Annotated in this window: 21 protein-coding genes; 12 read left to right on the top strand and 9 right to left on the bottom strand. The window is 59.3% G+C overall.

The window, feature by feature from the left end:
• Positions 1-79: 79 nt before the first annotated feature.
• Together rpoH and QTL95_RS09185 are read right to left on the bottom strand one after the other, a co-directional pair.
• Positions 80-988, bottom strand: a complete 909-nt coding sequence (gene rpoH / locus QTL95_RS09190; protein ID WP_037186117.1) for an RNA polymerase sigma factor RpoH — start codon at positions 986-988, stop codon at positions 80-82.
• A 163-nt stretch (positions 989-1,151) separates the two neighbouring features.
• The gene (locus tag QTL95_RS09185; protein ID WP_289719686.1) at positions 1,152-2,186 is read right to left on the bottom strand and encodes an RluA family pseudouridine synthase; all 1,035 of its coding nucleotides are present in this window, start codon (positions 2,184-2,186) and stop codon (positions 1,152-1,154) included.
• Positions 2,187-2,229: 43 nt separating this feature from the next.
• Here QTL95_RS09185 and QTL95_RS09180 point away from each other — a divergent pair, with 43 nt between their 5' ends.
• On the top strand, positions 2,230-2,616 hold the full coding sequence (locus QTL95_RS09180) for a hypothetical protein (RefSeq protein ID WP_289719685.1): 387 nt from the start codon (positions 2,230-2,232) through the stop codon (positions 2,614-2,616).
• 4 nt (positions 2,617-2,620) lie between these two features.
• On the top strand, positions 2,621-3,442 hold the full coding sequence (locus QTL95_RS09175; protein WP_289719684.1) for a TrmH family RNA methyltransferase: 822 nt from the start codon (positions 2,621-2,623) through the stop codon (positions 3,440-3,442).
• Here the strand turns inward: QTL95_RS09175 and QTL95_RS09170 are convergent, their stop codons facing one another.
• Both QTL95_RS09170 and QTL95_RS09165 read right to left on the bottom strand, forming a co-directional pair.
• Positions 3,443-4,603, bottom strand: coding sequence for a hypothetical protein (locus QTL95_RS09170; RefSeq protein WP_289719683.1), 1,161 nt, complete (start codon positions 4,601-4,603; stop codon positions 3,443-3,445).
• Between the two features lie 130 nt (positions 4,604-4,733).
• On the bottom strand, positions 4,734-5,330 hold the full coding sequence (locus QTL95_RS09165; protein ID WP_289719682.1) for a DUF1134 domain-containing protein: 597 nt from the start codon (positions 5,328-5,330) through the stop codon (positions 4,734-4,736).
• Positions 5,331-5,517: 187 nt separating this feature from the next.
• Between QTL95_RS09165 and chpT the strand changes: the two genes are divergently transcribed.
• Positions 5,518-6,165, top strand: coding sequence for a histidine phosphotransferase ChpT (gene chpT, locus QTL95_RS09160; RefSeq protein ID WP_289719681.1), 648 nt, complete (start codon positions 5,518-5,520; stop codon positions 6,163-6,165).
• 111 nt (positions 6,166-6,276) lie between these two features.
• On the top strand, positions 6,277-6,639 hold the full coding sequence (locus QTL95_RS09155) for a response regulator (RefSeq protein ID WP_289719680.1): 363 nt from the start codon (positions 6,277-6,279) through the stop codon (positions 6,637-6,639).
• 131 nt (positions 6,640-6,770) lie between these two features.
• Here the strand turns inward: QTL95_RS09155 and ctrA are convergent, their stop codons facing one another.
• Complete coding sequence (gene ctrA, locus QTL95_RS09150) at positions 6,771-7,472, bottom strand: response regulator transcription factor CtrA (protein WP_003542362.1); 702 nt, start codon at positions 7,470-7,472, stop codon at positions 6,771-6,773.
• Between the two features lie 443 nt (positions 7,473-7,915).
• On the opposite strand from ctrA, the gene QTL95_RS09145 reads away from it, so the two are divergent.
• Entirely contained in the window at positions 7,916-8,266 is a 351-nt protein-coding gene (locus QTL95_RS09145) for a hypothetical protein (RefSeq protein WP_037186105.1), read from the top strand.
• 108 nt (positions 8,267-8,374) lie between these two features.
• On the opposite strand, the gene QTL95_RS09140 is transcribed toward QTL95_RS09145, so the two are convergent.
• Both QTL95_RS09140 and sciP read right to left on the bottom strand, forming a co-directional pair.
• A complete protein-coding gene (locus QTL95_RS09140; protein WP_289719679.1) occupies positions 8,375-8,656 on the bottom strand; it encodes a GNAT family N-acetyltransferase in 282 nt (93 codons plus the stop codon).
• 323 nt (positions 8,657-8,979) lie between these two features.
• Positions 8,980-9,255 (bottom strand): CtrA inhibitor SciP, encoded by a 276-nt coding sequence (gene sciP, locus QTL95_RS09135; RefSeq protein WP_007533628.1) that lies wholly within the window; start codon positions 9,253-9,255, stop codon positions 8,980-8,982.
• A gap of 384 nt (positions 9,256-9,639) precedes the next feature.
• On the opposite strand from sciP, the gene QTL95_RS09130 reads away from it, so the two are divergent.
• Positions 9,640-10,380: a helix-turn-helix transcriptional regulator gene (locus QTL95_RS09130; RefSeq protein ID WP_289719671.1), complete on the top strand. Its 741-nt coding sequence runs from the start codon at positions 9,640-9,642 to the stop codon at positions 10,378-10,380.
• Positions 10,381-10,400: 20 nt separating this feature from the next.
• On the opposite strand, the gene QTL95_RS09125 is transcribed toward QTL95_RS09130, so the two are convergent.
• Positions 10,401-11,441 (bottom strand): DUF2793 domain-containing protein, encoded by a 1,041-nt coding sequence (locus QTL95_RS09125; RefSeq protein WP_289719670.1) that lies wholly within the window; start codon positions 11,439-11,441, stop codon positions 10,401-10,403.
• Between the two features lie 123 nt (positions 11,442-11,564).
• Entirely contained in the window at positions 11,565-12,359 is a 795-nt protein-coding gene (gene cysQ, locus QTL95_RS09120) for a 3'(2'),5'-bisphosphate nucleotidase CysQ (protein WP_289719669.1), read from the bottom strand.
• A gap of 361 nt (positions 12,360-12,720) precedes the next feature.
• Here cysQ and QTL95_RS09115 point away from each other — a divergent pair, with 361 nt between their 5' ends.
• The 6 genes from QTL95_RS09115 (at position 12,721) to QTL95_RS09090 (ending at position 18,241) form a co-directional block, all read left to right on the top strand.
• Positions 12,721-13,623: a branched-chain amino acid ABC transporter permease gene (locus tag QTL95_RS09115; RefSeq protein ID WP_289719668.1), complete on the top strand. Its 903-nt coding sequence runs from the start codon at positions 12,721-12,723 to the stop codon at positions 13,621-13,623.
• Between the two features lie 4 nt (positions 13,624-13,627).
• Positions 13,628-15,019 (top strand): high-affinity branched-chain amino acid ABC transporter permease LivM, encoded by a 1,392-nt coding sequence (livM, locus tag QTL95_RS09110; RefSeq protein ID WP_289719667.1) that lies wholly within the window; start codon positions 13,628-13,630, stop codon positions 15,017-15,019.
• Positions 15,019-15,891: an ABC transporter ATP-binding protein gene (locus QTL95_RS09105; RefSeq protein ID WP_112536729.1), complete on the top strand. Its 873-nt coding sequence runs from the start codon at positions 15,019-15,021 to the stop codon at positions 15,889-15,891. The genes livM and QTL95_RS09105 overlap by 1 nt, the downstream gene beginning before the upstream one ends.
• On the top strand, positions 15,891-16,619 hold the full coding sequence (locus tag QTL95_RS09100; RefSeq protein ID WP_289719665.1) for an ABC transporter ATP-binding protein: 729 nt from the start codon (positions 15,891-15,893) through the stop codon (positions 16,617-16,619). Before QTL95_RS09105 ends, QTL95_RS09100 begins: the two co-directional genes overlap by 1 nt.
• Before the next feature lie 24 nt (positions 16,620-16,643).
• Positions 16,644-16,997, top strand: a complete 354-nt coding sequence (locus QTL95_RS09095; protein ID WP_289719664.1) for a DUF6867 family protein — start codon at positions 16,644-16,646, stop codon at positions 16,995-16,997.
• 119 nt (positions 16,998-17,116) lie between these two features.
• Entirely contained in the window at positions 17,117-18,241 is a 1,125-nt protein-coding gene (locus QTL95_RS09090) for a branched-chain amino acid ABC transporter substrate-binding protein (RefSeq protein WP_289719663.1), read from the top strand.
• Positions 18,242-18,247 lie beyond the last annotated feature (6 nt).

Here is an 18,247-nt window from a genome sequence, read left to right as displayed (position 1 = left end):
GACGGTGAAGTCATTCATGACAATGAAAAAGGCGGGTCCGATGGACCCGCCTTTTATTATTCTGGAATGTTGAGGGCCGTTACGCGGTCGCGTCGACCATCCGCACCGCCTTTGCGCGATCGAGCGCATCCTTGCGGACAGCGTCCTGGACCTTTTCGAAAGCGCGGACTTCGATCTGGCGCACGCGCTCACGGCTGATGTCGAACTCCGAGGAGAGATCCTCGAGGGTAACCGGATCCTCGGCGAGGCGACGTGCCTCGAAGATACGGCGTTCGCGGTCGTTCAGAACGCTCATCGCCTTCGCCAGCATGCGGCGACGGGTGTCGAGTTCGTCCTGCTCGATCAGTACATCTTCCTGGCTGTCGTGGTCATCCACGAGCCAATCCTGCCACTGTCCGGAATCGCCTTCCGATGCCTTGATGGGGGCGTTCAGTGAAGCGTCGCCGGAGAGGCGGCGATTCATCGAGATGACCTCCTCCTCGGACACCTTCAGCTTCGTCGCGATTTCGGTCACGTGCTCGGGCTTCAGATCGCCTTCGTCGATGGCCTGGATGCGGCCCTTCAGGCGGCGCAGGTTGAAGAACAGGCGCTTCTGATTGGCGGTCGTACCCATCTTCACGAGCGACCACGAACGCAGGATGTATTCCTGGATGGAGGCCTTGATCCACCACATGGCATAGGTTGCCAGGCGGAAGCCACGTTCCGGGTCGAACTTCTTCACGGCCTGCATGAGGCCGACATTGCCCTCGGACACGACTTCGCCGATCGGCAGGCCATAACCGCGGTAGCCCATCGCGATCTTCGCGACAAGACGCAGGTGGCTCGTGACCAGCTTGTGGGCGGCTTCGCGATCGCCATGTTCGGCATAGCGCTTTGCAAGCATGTATTCCTGCTGGGGCTCCAGCATCGGGAATTTGCGGATCTCATCGAGGTAACGGTTGAGACCGCCTTCACCAGCGGTAATGGATGGCAAATTATTTCGGGCCATTTATTGCACCCTCCTATCTGAATTCCGATCCCCGTTCGAACGCGTCCCTGCGCTCTTAGAGGCGGACCGGGACATGCGGCTTTATCCAAGCCCGCATTAGGTCAATGTACAGATAAGTATGGCGAGACAGCGGTTCAAGACCGCTGCCGCCTTCACGAAGGCGTTACACGTCGACCGTCCGCAGTGCCTCAATAAGCGCGATCAGATCGTCGGGCAGCGGCACTTCGAAGCGCATGACCTCGCCGGTGCGGGGATGCTCGAACTGCAGCATGTAGGCATGCAACGCCTGGCGGCCGAAGCCGTTGACAGCCTTCTTGGCGACCTCGGGCAGCAGGTTGGCCTTGGTCTTGAAGCCGGCGCCGTAGACGGTATCGCCGAGCAGGGGGTGACCGATATGGGCCATGTGGACGCGGATCTGGTGCGTGCGGCCGGTCTCGAGATGGCACTCGACCAAGGATGCGAGGCTCGTCGCGTCCGGCTTCTCGCAGAAGCGCTCGAGAACCTCGTAGTGGGTGATCGCCTCGTCGGCGTCGGCGGTGCCCGGGCGCTTGACGGCGCGGCGGGTGCGGTCGCCGGTGTCGCGGCCGAGCGGGGCGTCGATCATGCCTTTCAACGAGCGGGGATGGCCCCAGACGATCGCCTGGTAGGCGCGCTCGAGCGGTGTGGTGCGGCCGTGGTCGGCGAACTGCTGCGAGAGGTGGCGGTGGGCGACATCGTTCTTGGCGACGACCATGACACCCGTTGTATCCTTGTCGAGGCGGTGAACGATGCCGGGACGGCGAACGCCGCCGATGCCTGAGAGGCTCTCGCCGCAGTGATGGATCAGCGCATTGACCAGCGTGCCGGTCCAGTTGCCGGCGGCCGGATGCACGACAAGGCCCGAGGGCTTGGAAATGACGATCAGGTCGTCGTCCTCGTAGAGGATGTCGAGCGGGATGTCCTCGCCCTTGGGCGTCGGATCTTCCGGCTCCGGCAGGTTGATCTCGAAGATGTCGCCCGGGCGCACCTTCTTCTGCGGGTCGGCGACGACCTTGCCCTTGGAGGAGACGTTGCCTTCCTTGATCAGAACCTTCACGCGGCTGCGGGAAAATTCCTCGCCCAACTGCGCCGTCATCCAGGCGTCGAGGCGGCCTTCGGCATTCTCATCCGCGGTCAGGACTTTCATATTGCCGGATGCTTGTTTAAAGGGGTCGCTCAAGACGCTTCTTCTCCGAAGTATTTTATAGATTGGAACGCCACATATGACGAATTTGCCGCCAGAAGACGATCAGGAAGAAAAGCCCCTCGATCCGGCGATGGAAAGTGTCCGACGCAAGATGATCCGCCTGCAGATCGTCTCGGGTGCCATCATGTTCGTGAGCCTTATGGCGGTCTTCGGTGCCGTTGTCTACAAGACGATGCGCGCTCCGGCCAAGGAACCCGTTGCCGTAACCTCGGCCGGTGTTCCCTCCGATGCGCCCGTTTCCGTGACCGCCACGCTGCCGCCGGGCTTCGTCATCCAGTCATCGTCCCTTTCTGGTGGCCAGATCATGTATTTCGGCGCGACGGCCGAGGGCGTGATGAAGTCGCTGGTCGTCGATATCCGTTCCGGACGGATCGTCGCCGACGTCACCATCAACGGCGGCTGAGCCGATGTCCGCCCGGCTGATCGCGATCGAAAGCGCCGATGATCCTGAGATCGCGGAGTTTCGGAATATCCGCGAGCGCGATCTGACGGGCAGGGAAAACAGGTTCATCGCGGAAGGCACCGTGGTGCTTCGCATGCTTGCCGAGGCAAGCCATGGCGATACGGGCTTTTCGGCCGAAAAGGTGCTCCTGTTGAAGAACCGTGTCGAGGGTGTCTCCGATATCCTCGAGCGCTTGCCTGCCGACGTGCCTGTCTATGTCGCGGAAGCGGCGGTGCTGGACCAGATCGTCGGCTTTCATCTGCATCGCGGCGTGCTGGCGCTTGGGCGGCGTTCCGCGGGTAGCGGCGACCTCATCGATCGCCTGCCGGTCAAGTCGCTGGTGCTCGTCGGCTGCGGCATCTCCAATCACGACAATGCGGGATCGATGTTCCGCAACGCGGCGGCGTTCAAGGCCGATGCGATCCTGCTCGACGAGACCTCCTGCGATCCGCTGTACCGCAAGGCCATGCGCGTTTCCGTCGGTTCGGTGCTGAGCGTGCCCTACCAGCGGAGCGGGGCGGCGCTCGATATTCTGACGCGGCTGGCGGAGCAGGATTTCGCCATCTGGACGCTGTCGCCGCGCGGCGAAACCGATATCCGCGCAATACCGCCTTCTTATCGCATGGCGCTCGTGGTGGGAACGGAAGGCGAGGGATTGCCGGAAGCGGTGCTGTCGCGCTTCCGCAGCGCGCGCATTCCGCAATCCGAGGGGCTGGACAGCCTCAACGTCGCGACCGCGACAGGGATCGCACTCTTCCAGATGTCGTCGGCGGCCAGGCTGATCTGATCAGCCCGGTTCGGAGAGGATCGTCGCGGCGCGCTGCGCGAGATTGATCCGCTCGCCTTCCTTCTCTTCCGATGTCTCGGGAAGCAGGTCGCGGATCGGCGAGGTCGGGCCTTCGTTGATGGCGGTCAACGCCACCATGCTGGCGGCAATCCCGGCGATCTCCTCGCGCATGGCGCCATCGCCGGAGCTGTCGGACTTGGCTTTCAGAAGCTGTTCTGACACCACGGCGCTACGCTTGCGCACTTCGTCACTCAGGCGGGCGGCAACGGCCGCGGTATCGAGTTCGGTCGGCATGGTGTCGGCGTTTGCCAGTTCCTCTGCGGCTGTTTCATCGGACAGCGGTGGAAGGCCGGCGCTGCGAAGCGCGCGGTTGGCCTTGCGCAGGTCGGCATTGGCCGCCTTGACCTGCTCCTTGAGCTTGGTGATTTCCTGCTTGCTGCGGCCGAGCAGCGTGTCCTTGTCGGCAAGCGATGCGGTGTCGCGCGCCGCCTTGTCTTCGAGACGGATGACCATGTGTTCCTGCTGCGAGAGCTTCTGCTCGGCCTCGCGGGCACGCTTCTGCAGGAGGTCCACGTCCTGGCGGAGATTGTCGCGCTCGTCGCGGACGGCGTTCGACTTGAAATTCAGGCTCTCGATCTCGGTGACGCGGGCGGCAAGATCGATCTTCAGCGTGTCGGTCTGTTCGGCAAGCTTGTTCAGCCGCCCCCGTTGCGCTTCCAACTCGGCATCCTTGGATGCGTTCGACTGCTCCGACACATGCAGGTTCGTCTTCAGCTGGCTGATGTAGTTCTCGTCTTTGCGCAGGCTCGAGCGGAGCTCGGCGGCCTCTACGCTCATGTCGCTGATCTGGCCCTGGAGGGCGCTGATCTCGGAGGCGAAGCGGCCGGCATCGAGCGCGATCGAATCATGCTTCAGCTGCAGCGAAAGCGACTTTTCGCGCTCGCGGGCGAGATCTTGCGTGGTGCGGGCGTTTTCGGCGGCGTAGAGGGCGCGGACCATGTCCTTTTGCGCGCGAACCTCCTGGGGGCTCAGCGGCATGGTGGCTCGCATGCGGTTTTCGGTGTACCAGACAATGCGGCGGTGAACGGCGGGCGATATCAGGAAGACCAGAAACGCCGCGGTCAGGAAGCCCAATCCGAACAGTAGAGCATATTGGATCACAGCGTAGCCACGGCTTCCAGAAGTTGATTTGCGTCAGGTTCAATGATTAAGCGGACCGGACGCCCAGGGCAAGTGGCCGATTGGTGACGGTGACCAAAGTTCGCCGCCACCCTGTCGAAGATTTCGCCGATTAGAAGGGGTTCCAGGTCGGGTTGGGGGTGATCTTCAGGTAGCCGACATTGAGGCCGAGGCGGGCGCCGACGCCGGTGCGGATCGGCACAACCAGCACGTTGTTGTTCTTCAGAAGCGTCATGCCAAAGCCGGCGATGACGAAGGCCTGCCCGCTGACGCCGCCGAAGCGGGCGTAGATCGCGTCGGTCGAGGGCAGGTCGTAAACCAGCATCATCACGCGCGTGCCCTGGCCGCCGTAGTCGATGCCGAGCGATGGACCCTGCCAGTAGAGCGGATGTTCGCCGGCGTTCTTGGTGTTCATCTGCCCTTCGCCATAGGTCAGGCCGGCAATGAAGGCGCCAGAGCCTTCCTGGCCGAGGATGTAGCCGTTCGGCAAACCATACTTCTGAAAGGCGGTTTCAACGACCTTGGCGAGGCCGCCACTGGTCGAGCCGAAGAAGGAGTTGCCGGTATCGATGATCTCCTGCATCGAATACTGGCCATTGTTGTTCTGCTGGGCAGACGCCTGCACGGGGGCAAGGAGCACAGGCGAAAGCGTCAGCGCAACGAGCAGCCGGCAGAAGGCATTCAATCTTCCGAGGAAATGGGGGCGCATGGTTGTCATCCGTTCATCATGGTCGGTACGATGAGCCGTTTCCGGCGTTTCCATCATTTTGCGCACATGGTCTTAACAATCGGTTTACCAAATATGGTGTCATTATGGCGCCCGAGTACGGTCGCAAACTTCGCGCAATTTTAATAAAGCTATATGGCGGAATGAACCTGCCGCCCTGGAGACAATGATGTCGAAGAACCCAAATCTTATACTGACCGGCCCGGATCTCGCCGCGCTTCTTTGCAGCCGCGTTTGCCACGATGTCATTTCGCCTGTCGGTGCCATTAATAATGGTCTTGAACTTCTTGATGAAGGCGGGGCCGATGCCGACGCCATGGATCTTATTCGAACAAGTGCGCTGAACGCCTCCGTGCGCCTCAAGTTCGCGCGTCTCGCATTCGGTGCCTCCGGCTCCGTGGGTGCGTCGATCGACACCGGCGAAGCCGAGCGCGCGGCCAAGGATTTCGCGGCTGCCGAGAAGAAGACGGAAGTCGTCTGGACCGGTCCGCGCGCCATCATTGCGAAGAACCGCGTGAAGCTGCTTCTGAATATGTTCCTGGTCGCATACTCCTCGATCCCGCGCGGCGGCGTTCTCGAAATTTCGTTGGAAAACCCGGAGCTTGAGGCGAAGTTCAAGATCGTCGCCAAGGGCAAGATGATGCGCATGCCACCGAAGTACGTGGAGATTTCCACGCGCGAAGTGGAAGAGGCGATCGATGCTCATTCGATCCAGCCTTACTACACCGTGCTGCTGGCGGACGAATGCGGGATGAAGCTCGGGCATGAAGTGACGCCGGAAGAGTTGATCTTCACCGCCGAGATTGTCGCGGAATAAGCATTGTTGCCGGCTCGATTCCGGCAATCGAGGTAATGATTCCTTAGCCTAATGTTTTTATCTTCGAGGGATAATACGCCCGCCGAAGAGAAGCTGGGCCAAGGAGCAGCCATGCAGAGGTTTATGATCACTGACTCGTCGGACGTCGTTCGCAAAGTCGGAAAGCGAATTCTCTCCGAACTCGATTTCCTGGTCAGTGAAGCCTCCAATGCCAGCGAAGCGCTCACCCGCTGCCAGACCGAGCTGCCGGATTACCTGATCGTCGATTCGGCGATGGATGGCGCCATCGAGCTGATTGTCGCCATCCGCGCCATGGAGGGCGGCAAGGAAGTCAAGATCTACTATTGCGTCGTCGAGGCGGATCTCAAGAAGCTGATGATGGGCAAGCGGGCAGGGGCGACCGACTTCCTGCTGAAGCCGTTCGACCGCAAGATCCTGACGGCCGTGTTCGGCAACCGCGCCATCGCCGCGTAAGTCTTTTCAAATCATCGCGTATGGAAGCCGCTCCTTTTGGGCGGCTTTTCCGTTTGTCGATATCGCGCGACGAAAAAATCCCGCCTTTTGGGCGGGATTTTGACTGCCTCTGTAAAGGGGGCGGCCTGAAATCAGGCAGTTTCGGCGTATTCGGCACCATCTGGTTCGCGTAGCACGTAGCCGCGGCCCCATACGGTCTCGATGTAGTTCGCGCCACCGGCAGCATTTGCAAGCTTCTTGCGGAGTTTGCAGATGAAGACGTCGATGATCTTGAGTTCCGGCTCGTCCATGCCGCCGTAAAGGTGGTTCAGGAACATTTCCTTGGTGAGCGTGGTGCCCTTGCGGAGCGAAAGCAGCTCCAGCATCTGGTATTCCTTGCCCGTCAGGTGAACGCGCTGGCCACCGACTTCGACGGTCTTGGCGTCGAGGTTGACGATCAGTTCGCCGGTCATGATGACGGACTGGGCGTGACCCTTGGAACGACGGACGATCGCATGGATGCGAGCAACCAGTTCGTCCTTGTGGAACGGCTTTGTCATGTAGTCGTCGGCGCCGAAGCCGAGACCGCGAACCTTGTCCTCGATGCCGGCCATGCCGGAGAGGATGAGGATCGGTGTTTTAACCTTGGACAGGCGGAGAGTGCGGAGCACTTCATATCCGGACATGTCGGGAAGGTTGAGATCAAGCAGGATGATATCATAATCATACAGCTTGCCGAGATCGACGCCTTCTTCACCCAGATCGGTGGTGTAGACGTTGAAACTTTCTGACTTGAGCATCAATTCGATGCTCTGCGCTGTCGCGCTGTCGTCTTCGATGAGTAGTACCCGCATTCTTATCCCCTTTACCGCCGCCGAAAGGTGGTCTGGCCCCCTACGCGATACCGAATATGTCACTGCGTGATTTGGAAGCTGCCACGGAATGGTTAACAAATTCTAATCCACCCTGGCAAGAGGGAGAGAATTTATTAAATATTTTGTCCATTCCGCTGTTTTCCAACAAGAATCCGCAAAGCCTGATCCTTAACTTTTACATTAAGAACGGCTGGTAAGCGATTCATTCGACTCACCAATGAAACGGTATCGGAAATCGCGTAGTTGTGTTTACCGACCCTTAAATCATCGGGACTATCATTAACGATGCCCGTAAACGAAAGGTTACCAGCGGTAGGTTTTTGTTAACGCCGCCGGAATTTTTTTGGGTGGGTCGTGTCAAAGCGGCTTGCAAGGGGCGGTTACGAGTAGAGCCGGGATCTCGCATCACTGGAGTAATGCGTATGAAGTCGCGTGAGAGCCTAGTTCGCCTGAAGGAGTTTCAGGTGAACGAAAAACGTCGTCAGCTGCAGCAGTTGCAGATGATGATGTCTGAATTTGACCGGATGACGAAGGATCTGGAGAGCCAGATCGTCGTCGAGGAAAAGAAGTCCGGGATTTCCGATCCGAATCACTTCGCCTATCCGACTTTCGCAAAGGCAGCTCGCCAGCGCGCGGATAATCTTCAGGTTTCCATCAAGGAACTGAGGATGCAGGAGGAAGCGCTGGAACAGGCGCTCGAAGAGATGCAGGCGGAATACGCACGTGCGGCCGCGCTGGAAGAGCGCGACGGCGCAATTCGGGCGCGCGCCTGAAGTGATAGGCGGGCGCCTGCCTAGGCGCCTGGGGGACGCCTTTAGAGAAGCCATGTATGATGGACTGATGTCCGTCATACATGGCTTTTGGCATGCAATTTTTCGGCCTCAGCCGTTGATGACGTCGCGCCACTCCTCATGGCGTTGCGATTGGGCCTTGAAGAACGGGCAGAGCGGAAAGATTTTCCAGCCGCCCTTGCGGGCCTCTTCCACGGCATGAAGTGCAAGAGCCTGCCCAACGCCCTTGCCGCGCAACGCGTCCGGCACGCCGGTGTGATCGATGATAACCAGTTTCGGGGAGGTGCGGGAATAGGTCATTTCCGCCTCGTGGCCTTCGAGTTCGGCAACATAGCGGCCGCCCGAAGCAGTTTCTTGATTGGTGATGTCCATAGCCGATCTCCATTCGCAACAATAGAAGCGGAAAGTCGCACGCTAGGATCGCTGCGCCAAGAGTGTCGGCGAACACGCACTGTTCAATAAAGAAAGCGGGGTAGGGGTATCCGGGTGGTCTGACTGCCGGCGCTGCCGGCAGTTCAACGCGTGCTTTTCACAAAACGGTCTGCATCCGGAGTGGTCTATGGTGGATGGAAACCAGCGATCGGCATCTTGCGGCATCCGAGTGGCTCGGGCGCCCGTCATGACAGTTTCGGGCCGTCGGCATACCCTTTGGGGAGATGCGGACGGCCCGAAATCAAAGAATTCGGCAATTGCCTTTAATGGCGATACTGCTGGATGCGCGTCGTGCGCAGGCCCGCGAGACCATGGCTGTTGATCGACGACTGCCAGGAGAGGAATTCCTCGACGGTCAGCGTGTAACGTTCGCAAGCTTCTTCCAAGCTCAACAAGCCACCGCGGACGGCCGCGACAACCTCTGCTTTACGGCGGATAACCCAACGCCGCGTATTGGGCGGCGGCAAATCCGCAATCGTCAGCGGGCTGCCATCGGGGCCGATGACATATTTTACTCGGGGACGTATCATTTCGGTCATTGGACTCTCTACACAACTCAAGACCACGGCAGCCACTCTAGCTTGTCACATTTAAAAATTGCCTAAGCTCATAGTAACACTTTGATAAGAAGTTTAACTCTGCTGCTTCGCCTGCACCGTGTGGCTGCATTGTTGCCTCACGCAGCGTAAATTTGAGGCAGGCGCATGGGAGCCATGCGTTATGTATTATATTCATAAGTTTTTTTTCAATTTATAAGCGCACCAAAATAGGGTGCGGGCGAGAGGGTTTCGTCCGGGCTCCGTCTGGCAGGTGCAAAGTTGTCGGACCCGTCACCACGCATCGTCGCGGTGCGGCTTTGCTCTGTAAGCCGGAATTCGCCGGCAAACGGTGCGAAGCGCGGAGCTATCGCGAGGGACAGTAAAATGCCGAGATCGACAGGATCTGCCCGAAAAGGGGCGGACGAGAATATACTTTCGTTCGCGGCGTCCGGAGACAGCGCGTTCGCGAATGATGCTGATGAATATCTTGGCGAAATGGCTCGGTCGATCGGTTTCGACTATTATTTGCTATCGTCCTTCCCGCGTGGAGATCGCACCGGATTCTTGGCGAACCGCCTGGCCAGCAACTGGCCAGGAAAACTGCTCGCCTTTTATGAGCAGGCAGACGTGTTTTATTGTTCCGGTATGGTTACCAAACTGAAAAGCACCATCATGCCTGTGTTCTGCGACGGTGTCCCGTTCGAGGGCACGTCGGCAAGCCGGCGTGGAGCCAAGGTGACGGAGTTCATGCGCCTCAATGGGCTGAAGAGCACGCTCGCCTTCACGTTGCATGACGCCGATCGCCGCCAGTATATTTTTGCTTTCTCCGGTGAACGGAAATTGCCGTCGCGTGAAGAGGCGTCGGCGCAGATCGTCCGGGCAATCGAATTCCTGGAAACGTTCGGCCATAACAATCCCGTCGAGCAGCCTGCAGAGAATTTAAGCGGCCGCGAGGTGGAATGCCTGCGCTGGTCTGCCGCGGGCAAGAGCAGCGAAGAGATCGCGATCATTCTCGAACTGTCCTCGCACACTGTTGTCGGTTACCTCAAAAGCGCGATGCGCAAGCTCGATTCCGTGAACCGTATGCAGGCCGTGGCTCGTGCTTTGCGCTATCGGTTGATCTGATCGGTCGCCAACTCCAAAAGTCAGAGCATGACAAATGTGAGTTCGGTTTTCCCTGCACCGAATTCATACTGCGCGGCACCGGAATGGAGCAGGGCGAGCCAATCGCCCTCAACAAGCGAGATGACTGCGCAGACCGATTGCCGCGAGGGAAAGGTAGAGGCCGCGGCTTCGATCGATGCCAAAGGCGTCGTCCCGTTGATCTCGATCGCCGCAGCATGACCGGACGACGAGATCACCCGCGTGTTCAGCGTGACAAGATAAAGACCGCTTTGCTTCGCGGTGAGGCGATGGCCGCTGCCTGATGGCACGGCGGCCCCAAGCTCGAAACCATTGCCCTGCTGCAGGTGAAGTTCGTCGAAACCGGTCCGCGTTCCTGCCGCGGGAGACAATGTTGCGGCCGCCAACGAAGTGCGGATCACTGGCCGCGCCGGCGTCTCGACCACACCGTGTTGCGATATGGCGAGCGCTGTCATCCACGTATCACCATCGGCGCTGACCTTGACCGCGAATTCGTCGTTACCGGCGAGGCCCATTTCGGCGCGACCCGACCATGCGGTCTGAAAGAGCAGCGAGCCGGTATCGGAGGCCGCAGCCTTGTTGATCTTCATCTGGTGGCCGTTGCCGGCGTGGCTGAAGAGGCTTGCGTCCGATGCCGCTGCGAGACGGTTAACTTCATCCGGCGTGGTGTTGATGCCCAGCATCGCGATCGAACCGTCCATGGTCAACGAGACGGCGCGCCAAGCATTGCCGTCGAAGCACCTTATCTGTTCCAGTTCCAGGAAGAGGGCTTGCCAGCCCCTCCTTGGCTGCAGATAGATCCAGCTGCCGTCCTGGCGAAAGGCGAGGCGTCCGGTCATTCCGGCCCAATCCCCCGAAGCTCCCTCCTTGATCAGAAAGCATTGCCCTTCGTCTGGTGCCTCGGGAGGTGCCGTATGTTCCGCGGCGATGACAAGCTGGACGAGGGCGTCCAGGCGCTGCAGCCCCTCGTTATGGGTGACATGCTTCTGCGCCTGCGACGGCAATATGTAGGGGAGGGCGAGGTTGGCGGTCTGATCGGACATGTTGGCTCCCTTCATGGCCGGGCGATCGCCGGCGTTTCTGCTGGCGAAGAGCCTAAGCACGTTCAGGAGCGCGGGGATGGAGAATCCCGACTGTTGCTGATTTTGCTTTCTATTTCGGAATTATCATGCCCGCTCGGGAGCCGCTGTCTCGCCGCCCCAGGAGATAAAGTGCGGATTGGCGAAATCGGTGTCGTGCTCCTGATTTCGCTTGCCGTATGCCAGCGGCAGTCCGTCCAGAGTCACGGTCGAGCCGCCCGCAGCGCGCAACACGGCATCGCCGGCTGCCGTGTCCCACTCCATGGTGCGACTAAAGCGCGGATAGACATCCGCGAGCCCCTCGGCGAGCAGGCAGAACTTCAGCGACGAACCGATATTGGTGCAGTCGGAAATTGCGTTATCTACAAGGAAACTCTCTGTCTGCGGGCTGTTGTGCGAACGGCTGGCCAGAGCCGTGCGCCGTGCCGGCTGCGGTCGAACACCGACCGCGATCCTCTGTGTTACCTGAAAGGCTTCGTCGACGATCAGTTTCTCGGCCTTTCCTTTCTCGCCGGAAAAGGCGATGCCGAGAGCCGGAGCAAAAACGATACCGACAGTGGGGCAGCCATTTTCGATCAACGCGATATTCACGGTGAACTCCCGGCGCCTGTCGATGAATTCGCGCGTGCCGTCGAGCGGATCGACAAGGAAAAACGTGGCTTCGATGCTTGGAATGGTGCCGGCCGCAAAGGATTCCTCGGCAATGATGGGAATATCGGGAAAATCACGCTGGAGATGCGCAAGAATAATTCGCTCGGCCTGCTCGTCGGCGATCGTCACCGGACTGTTGTCGGCCTTTTGAGAGGACTGACAGCCGTTGCGATAGACCTCCATGATTGCCTTGCCGGCTTCCAGCGCGGCGGCCTCAAATGTCTCGAGCATTGCATTCCTTGTGAGTGGTGAATTAAATCCGGTCCGTCTTGAAGATATATAATCGGGACAAAGCGTGTTTGGAAACGCCAAAGACGGAATCTCTCAGCTTTCACGCATCATTCAGTTTACCCTCAGGTCGCGCATGTTATAGTTGAAATCAGCTTTTTTGAGCCTTCAGCGCTAAAAAATTCGACTTTGTGACCGATAAACAGTCATTTTAACCGAATGGGCAAAGAACTTTGGAGTGCCGTGATTTTGCGCTTCCCTTTTGCCTTGAAAACAGTATGAAATCTTAATCAAGGGGCTCGCAAAGAGCTCGAATAACAAGAGATGCAGGCCTTTTCGGGTTCTGTGTCCAGGGGAAAGACATATGGAATATTTTGTCCAGCAGCTCATCAATGGGCTGACTCTTGGATCCATCTATGGCCTCGTGGCTATCGGCTATACGATGGTTTACGGCATCATCGGCATGATTAATTTCGCCCATGGCGATATTTTCATGATCGGTGGCTTCGCCGCCCTTATCGTCTTTCTCGTCCTCACATCCATATTCGCCGGTCTTCCAGTCGCCGTCCTGCTGCTGGTGATGCTGCTTATCGCGATGCTGATGACGAGTTTGTGGAACTGGACCATCGAGCGCGTGGCGTATCGCCCGCTGCGCGGTTCGTTCCGCTTGGCGCCGCTGATCACCGCGATCGGCATGTCGATCACGCTGTCGAACTTCATTCAGGTCACGCAGGGTCCGCGCAATAAGCCGATCCCGCCGCTGATCAGCAGCGTCTATAATATCGGCGGTATCACCATCTCGCTGAAGCAGATCGTGATCATCATCATCACGGCCGTGCTGCTGACCGTCTTCTGGTATCTCGTCAATCATACGGCGCTTGGCCGCGCGCAGCGCGCCACCGAGCAGGACCGCAAGATGGCGGCGCTGCTCGGGGTCAACGTCGACCAGACGATCTCGGTGACCTTCATCATGGGTGCCGCACTCGCCGCCGTCGCCGGCACGATGTACCTGATGTATTACGGTGTTGTGAACTTCAACGACGGCTTCGTGCCTGGTGTGAAGGCGTTCACGGCCGCCGTTCTCGGCGGTATCGGCTCGCTTCCGGGTGCTGTTCTCGGCGGTCTGATGATCGGCCTGATCGAAAGCCTGTGGTCGGCCTATTTCACTATCGCCTACAAGGATGTGGCGACCTTCGCCATCCTCGCTTTCGTGCTGATCTTCAAGCCGACAGGTATCCTGGGCCGGCCGGAAGTCGAGAAGGTTTAACGTCATGGCAAATGTTGAAAACGCCCCTGGCAAGCCCGCATCCGGACTTGTCCAGAAGGGTATTAAAGAAGCTATTTTCGCAGCCGTCATCTCGTTCGGCATGTTCGTTCTCTATGTCGGTCTCGGCACGCAGCAGAACATCAGCAACGAACTCGTCGTCGTTCAGCGCTGGGGTCTGCTGGCGATCTTCGTCGCGATTGCGGCGGTCGGCCGGTTCGCGATCGTGGTTTTCCTGCGTCCGCATCTCGACGCCCGCAAGCTCGCCAAGGCGCGCAGCGGCGAACTCGACATTTCCGAGAAGAAGGGCTTTTTCCACGCACACTTCCTGAAGATCGCGCTGCTGGCGCTGCTGCTCTATCCTGTCGTCATCGTGGCATTGGTCGGCGCGCAGGGCTCGTTGAAGTGGGTCGATAACTTCGGCATCCAGATCCTGATCTACGTGATGCTGGCCTGGGGCTTGAACATCGTCGTCGGTCTCGCCGGTCTGCTCGATCTCGGTTATGTTGCCTTCTACGCGGTCGGCGCCTATTCCTACGCGCTGCTCTCCAGCTATTTCGGCCTGTCGTTTTGGGTTCTTTTGCCGCTGTCGGGCATTCTCGCTGGCCTCTGGGGCATCATCCTTGGCTTTCCGGTCCTGCGTCTGCGCGGCGACTATCTGGCGATCGTGACGCTGGCCTTCGGTGAAATCATCCGCCTCGTCATCATCAACTGGACGGATCTGACCCGCGGTACGTTCGGCATCTCCAGCATTCCGAAGGCGACGCTGTTCGGTATTCCCTTCGATGCCAGCCCGCATGGCTTCGCCAAGCTGTTCCACCTGCCGATCTCGTCGGCCTACTACAAGATCTTCCTCTTCTATCTGATCCTGGCGCTCTGCCTGCTGACGGCTTACGTCACCATCCGCCTGCGCCGTATGCCGATCGGCCGTGCATGGGAAGCGCTTCGCGAAGACGAAATCGCCTGCCGCTCGCTAGGTATCAACACGGTAACGACGAAGCTCACGGCTTTCGCCACGGGTGCGATGTTCGGCGGCTTCGCCGGCTCCTTCTTCGCCGCCCGCCAGGGCTTCGTTTCTCCTGAATCCTTCGTGTTCCTGGAATCAGCCGTCATCCTCGCCATCGTCGTTCTCGGCGGCATGGGCTCGCTGACCGGCATTGCGATAGCGGCGATCGTCATGATCGGCGGCACGGAAATGCTGCGCGAAATGGAGTTTCTGAAGCTCATCTTCGGGCCGGATTTCACGCCGGAACTCTACCGCATGCTGCTCTTCGGTCTGGCCATGGTCGTCGTCATGCTCATCAAGCCACGCGGCTTCGTCGGATCGCGTGAACCGACCGCCTTCCTCAAGGAACGGAAATCGGTATCGGGAAGCTTCACCAAGGAGGGCCACGGCTGATGAGCCCTCAGGAAACCAACATGTCCAGCGATACCCTGCTCAAGGTCGAGCATCTGTCGATGAAGTTCGGCGGCCTGATGGCGATCAACGACTTCTCGTTCGAAGCCAAGCGCGGCGACATTACCGCGCTGATCGGACCGAACGGCGCAGGCAAGACCACCGTCTTCAACTGCATCACCGGTTTCTACAAGCCGACGATGGGCATGATCACCCTGCAGCAGAAGAGCGGCAAGGAATACCTACTCGAGCGTCTCCCCGACTTCCGGATTACCCGCGAAGCCAAGGTTGCCCGTACCTTCCAGAACATCCGATTGTTCTCCGGCCTGACGGTTCTCGAAAACCTTCTGGTCGCGCAGCACAACAAGCTGATGCTGGCATCGGGCTACACCATTCTCGGCCTGCTCGGGATCGGCCGCTACAGCGCGGAAGCGAAGAATGCGATCGAGGTCGCCCGCTACTGGCTGGAGAAGGCCGATCTGATCGATCGCGCCGACGATCCCGCCGGCGACCTGCCATACGGCGCGCAGCGCCGCCTGGAAATCGCGCGCGCCATGTGCACGGGACCGGAACTGCTCTGCCTGGACGAACCCGCCGCCGGTCTCAACCCGAAGGAATCGCTGACGCTGAACGCGCTTCTGCGTGGGATCCGAGACGAGGGCACGTCGCTGCTCCTGATCGAACACGACATGTCCGTGGTCATGGAGATCTCCGACCATGTCGTCGTGCTCGAATACGGCCAGAAGATTTCCGACGGCACGCCAGACCATGTGAAGAACGATCCGAAGGTCATCGCGGCCTATCTCGGTGTCGAGGACGAGGAAGTGGAACAAGTGATCGCAGACGTCGAGAACCTCGAAGGAGGTACGCACTGATGACCGGTCAGCCACTTCTCAAGGTCCAGGGTGTCGAAACCTATTACGGCAACATCCGTGCACTCGCCGGCATCGACGTCGAGGTCAACCAGGGCGAAATCGTCAGCCTGATCGGCGCCAACGGCGCCGGCAAGTCGACGCTGATGATGACGATTTGCGGCAGCCCGCAGGCGCGCAGCGGCTCCGTCGTCTTCGAAGGCCGCGACATCACCAGGATGCCCACCCACGAAATCGCCCGCCTGCGCATCGCGCAGTCGCCTGAGGGACGCCGCATTTTCCCGCGCATGAGCGTGATGGAAAACCTGCAGATGGGCGCCGGCCTCGACAACCTGAAATACTTCAAGGAAGACGTCGAGAAGATTTTCACGATGTTCCCGCGCCTGAAGGAGCGCCAGACGCAGCGCGGCGGCACGCTTTCGGGCGGCGAGCAGCAGATGCTGTCGATCGGCCGCGCGCTGATGGCGCGCCCAAAACTGCTGCTCCTCGACGAGCCGTCGCTCGGCCTCGCGCCGCTGATCGTCAAGGGCATCTTCGAGGCGATCAAGAAGCTGAACAAGGATGAGGGGCTGACCGTGTTCCTCGTCGAGCAGAACGCATTCGCGGCGCTGAAGCTGTCCGACCGGGCCTATGTCATGGTCAACGGCAAGGTGACGATGTCGGGCTCCGGCCAGGAACTGCTGGCCAATCCTGAAGTTCGCGCCGCCTATCTCGAAGGCGGACGGCATTGAGCATGACGAAGGGGAGACTTTGATATGCAGGGACTTTTCTTTGAAGGCGATACCGGCGTTCGCAGCGTCATTCGACTGCTCGTTGTTTTGATCGGCTTCTGGACGGCATGGCGTTCGGGCAAGGCCGCGGCCGACGGCTGGAGCGACTATCCTATAGTCATCGGCTACACCGTGCTTCTGGCGGCCGCGATGCAATTCCTGCATCATGCGCTGTTCGACGGCCCCGTGATCAGCGTGTTCTATTACGCCATCGACTTCGTCCTTCTTTTGATCTTCGCGACGGCGGGATACCGCTATCGCCGGACCAATCAGATGGTCAACAATTACTACTGGCTCTACGAAAAGACGTCGCCCTTCTCCTGGAAGGCAAAACATTGACAGTCGGTTGAATCTAGGGACAAATTACCTCTCCGAGTGGAACAGGTTTCCCGGCGCAGTAAAGTGGGTGATGCGCTGGGTAATGGAACGGAACCCGCTAAAAAACTGGGAGTAACATAATGAAGAAGTCTCTTCTGTCGGCAGTGGCTCTGACGGCGATGGTCGCCTTCAGCGGCAACGCATGGGCCGACATCACGGTAGCCGTTGCCGGTCCGCTGACCGGCCCGAACGCAGCTTTCGGTGCTCAGCTTCAGAAGGGTGCCGAACAGGCAGCTGCTGACATCAACGCTGCTGGCGGCATCAACGGCGAGCAGATCAAGATCGTCCTCGGCGACGACGTGTCCGACCCGAAGCAGGGTATTTCGGTTGCCAACAAGTTCGCTGCTGACGGCGTAAAGTTCGTCATCGGCCACTTCAACTCGGGCGTTTCGATCCCGGCTTCCGAAGTTTACGCTGAAAACGGCATCCTCGAAATCACGCCGGCTGCGACCAACCCGCAGTTCACCGAGCGTGGTCTCTGGAACACGTTCCGTACTTGCGGTCGCGACGACCAGCAGGGCGGCATCGCCGGCAAGTATCTTGCCGACCACTTCAAGGACGCCAAGGTCGCCGTCGTTCACGACAAGACCCCGTACGGCCAGGGCCTCGCTGACGAAACCAAGAAGGCCATGAATGCCGCTGGCCTCACCGAAGTCATGTACGAAGGCATCAACGTCGGCGACAAGGACTTCTCGGCCCTCATCGCCAAGATGAAGGAAGCCGGCGTTTCGATCATCTACTGGGGCGGTCTCCATACCGAAGCCGGTCTGATCATCCGCCAGGCAGCCGACCAAGGCCTGAAGGCAACGCTCGTATCGGGTGACGGTATCGTTTCGAACGAACTGGCATCGATCGCTGGTGACGCAGTCGCCGGTACGCTGAACACGTTCGGCCCGGACGCAACGCTGAACCCCGACAACAAGGCGCTCGTCGAGAAGTTCAAGGCTGCCGGCTTCAACCCGGAAGCTTACACGCTGTACTCCTACGCTGCCATGCAGACGATCGCTGAAGCTGCCAAGGCAGCCGCTTCGACCGACGCTGAAGCCGTTGCCACCGCGATGAAGGAAAAGGGTCCGTTCAAGACCGTTCTCGGCGACATCTCGTTCGACGAAAAGGGCGACCCGAAGATCCCTGGCTACGTCATGTACGAATGGAAGAAGGGCCCGGACGGCAAGTTCTCCTACTTCCCGCAGGACGCGAAGTAAGAACTT

This window comes from Rhizobium sp. S152, assembly GCF_030380735.1.
Classification (GTDB): Bacteria; Pseudomonadota; Alphaproteobacteria; order Rhizobiales; family Rhizobiaceae; genus Rhizobium.
The sequence above is the reverse complement of the archived record's forward strand: the minus strand, read 5'-3'. Positions and strand labels throughout refer to the sequence as shown.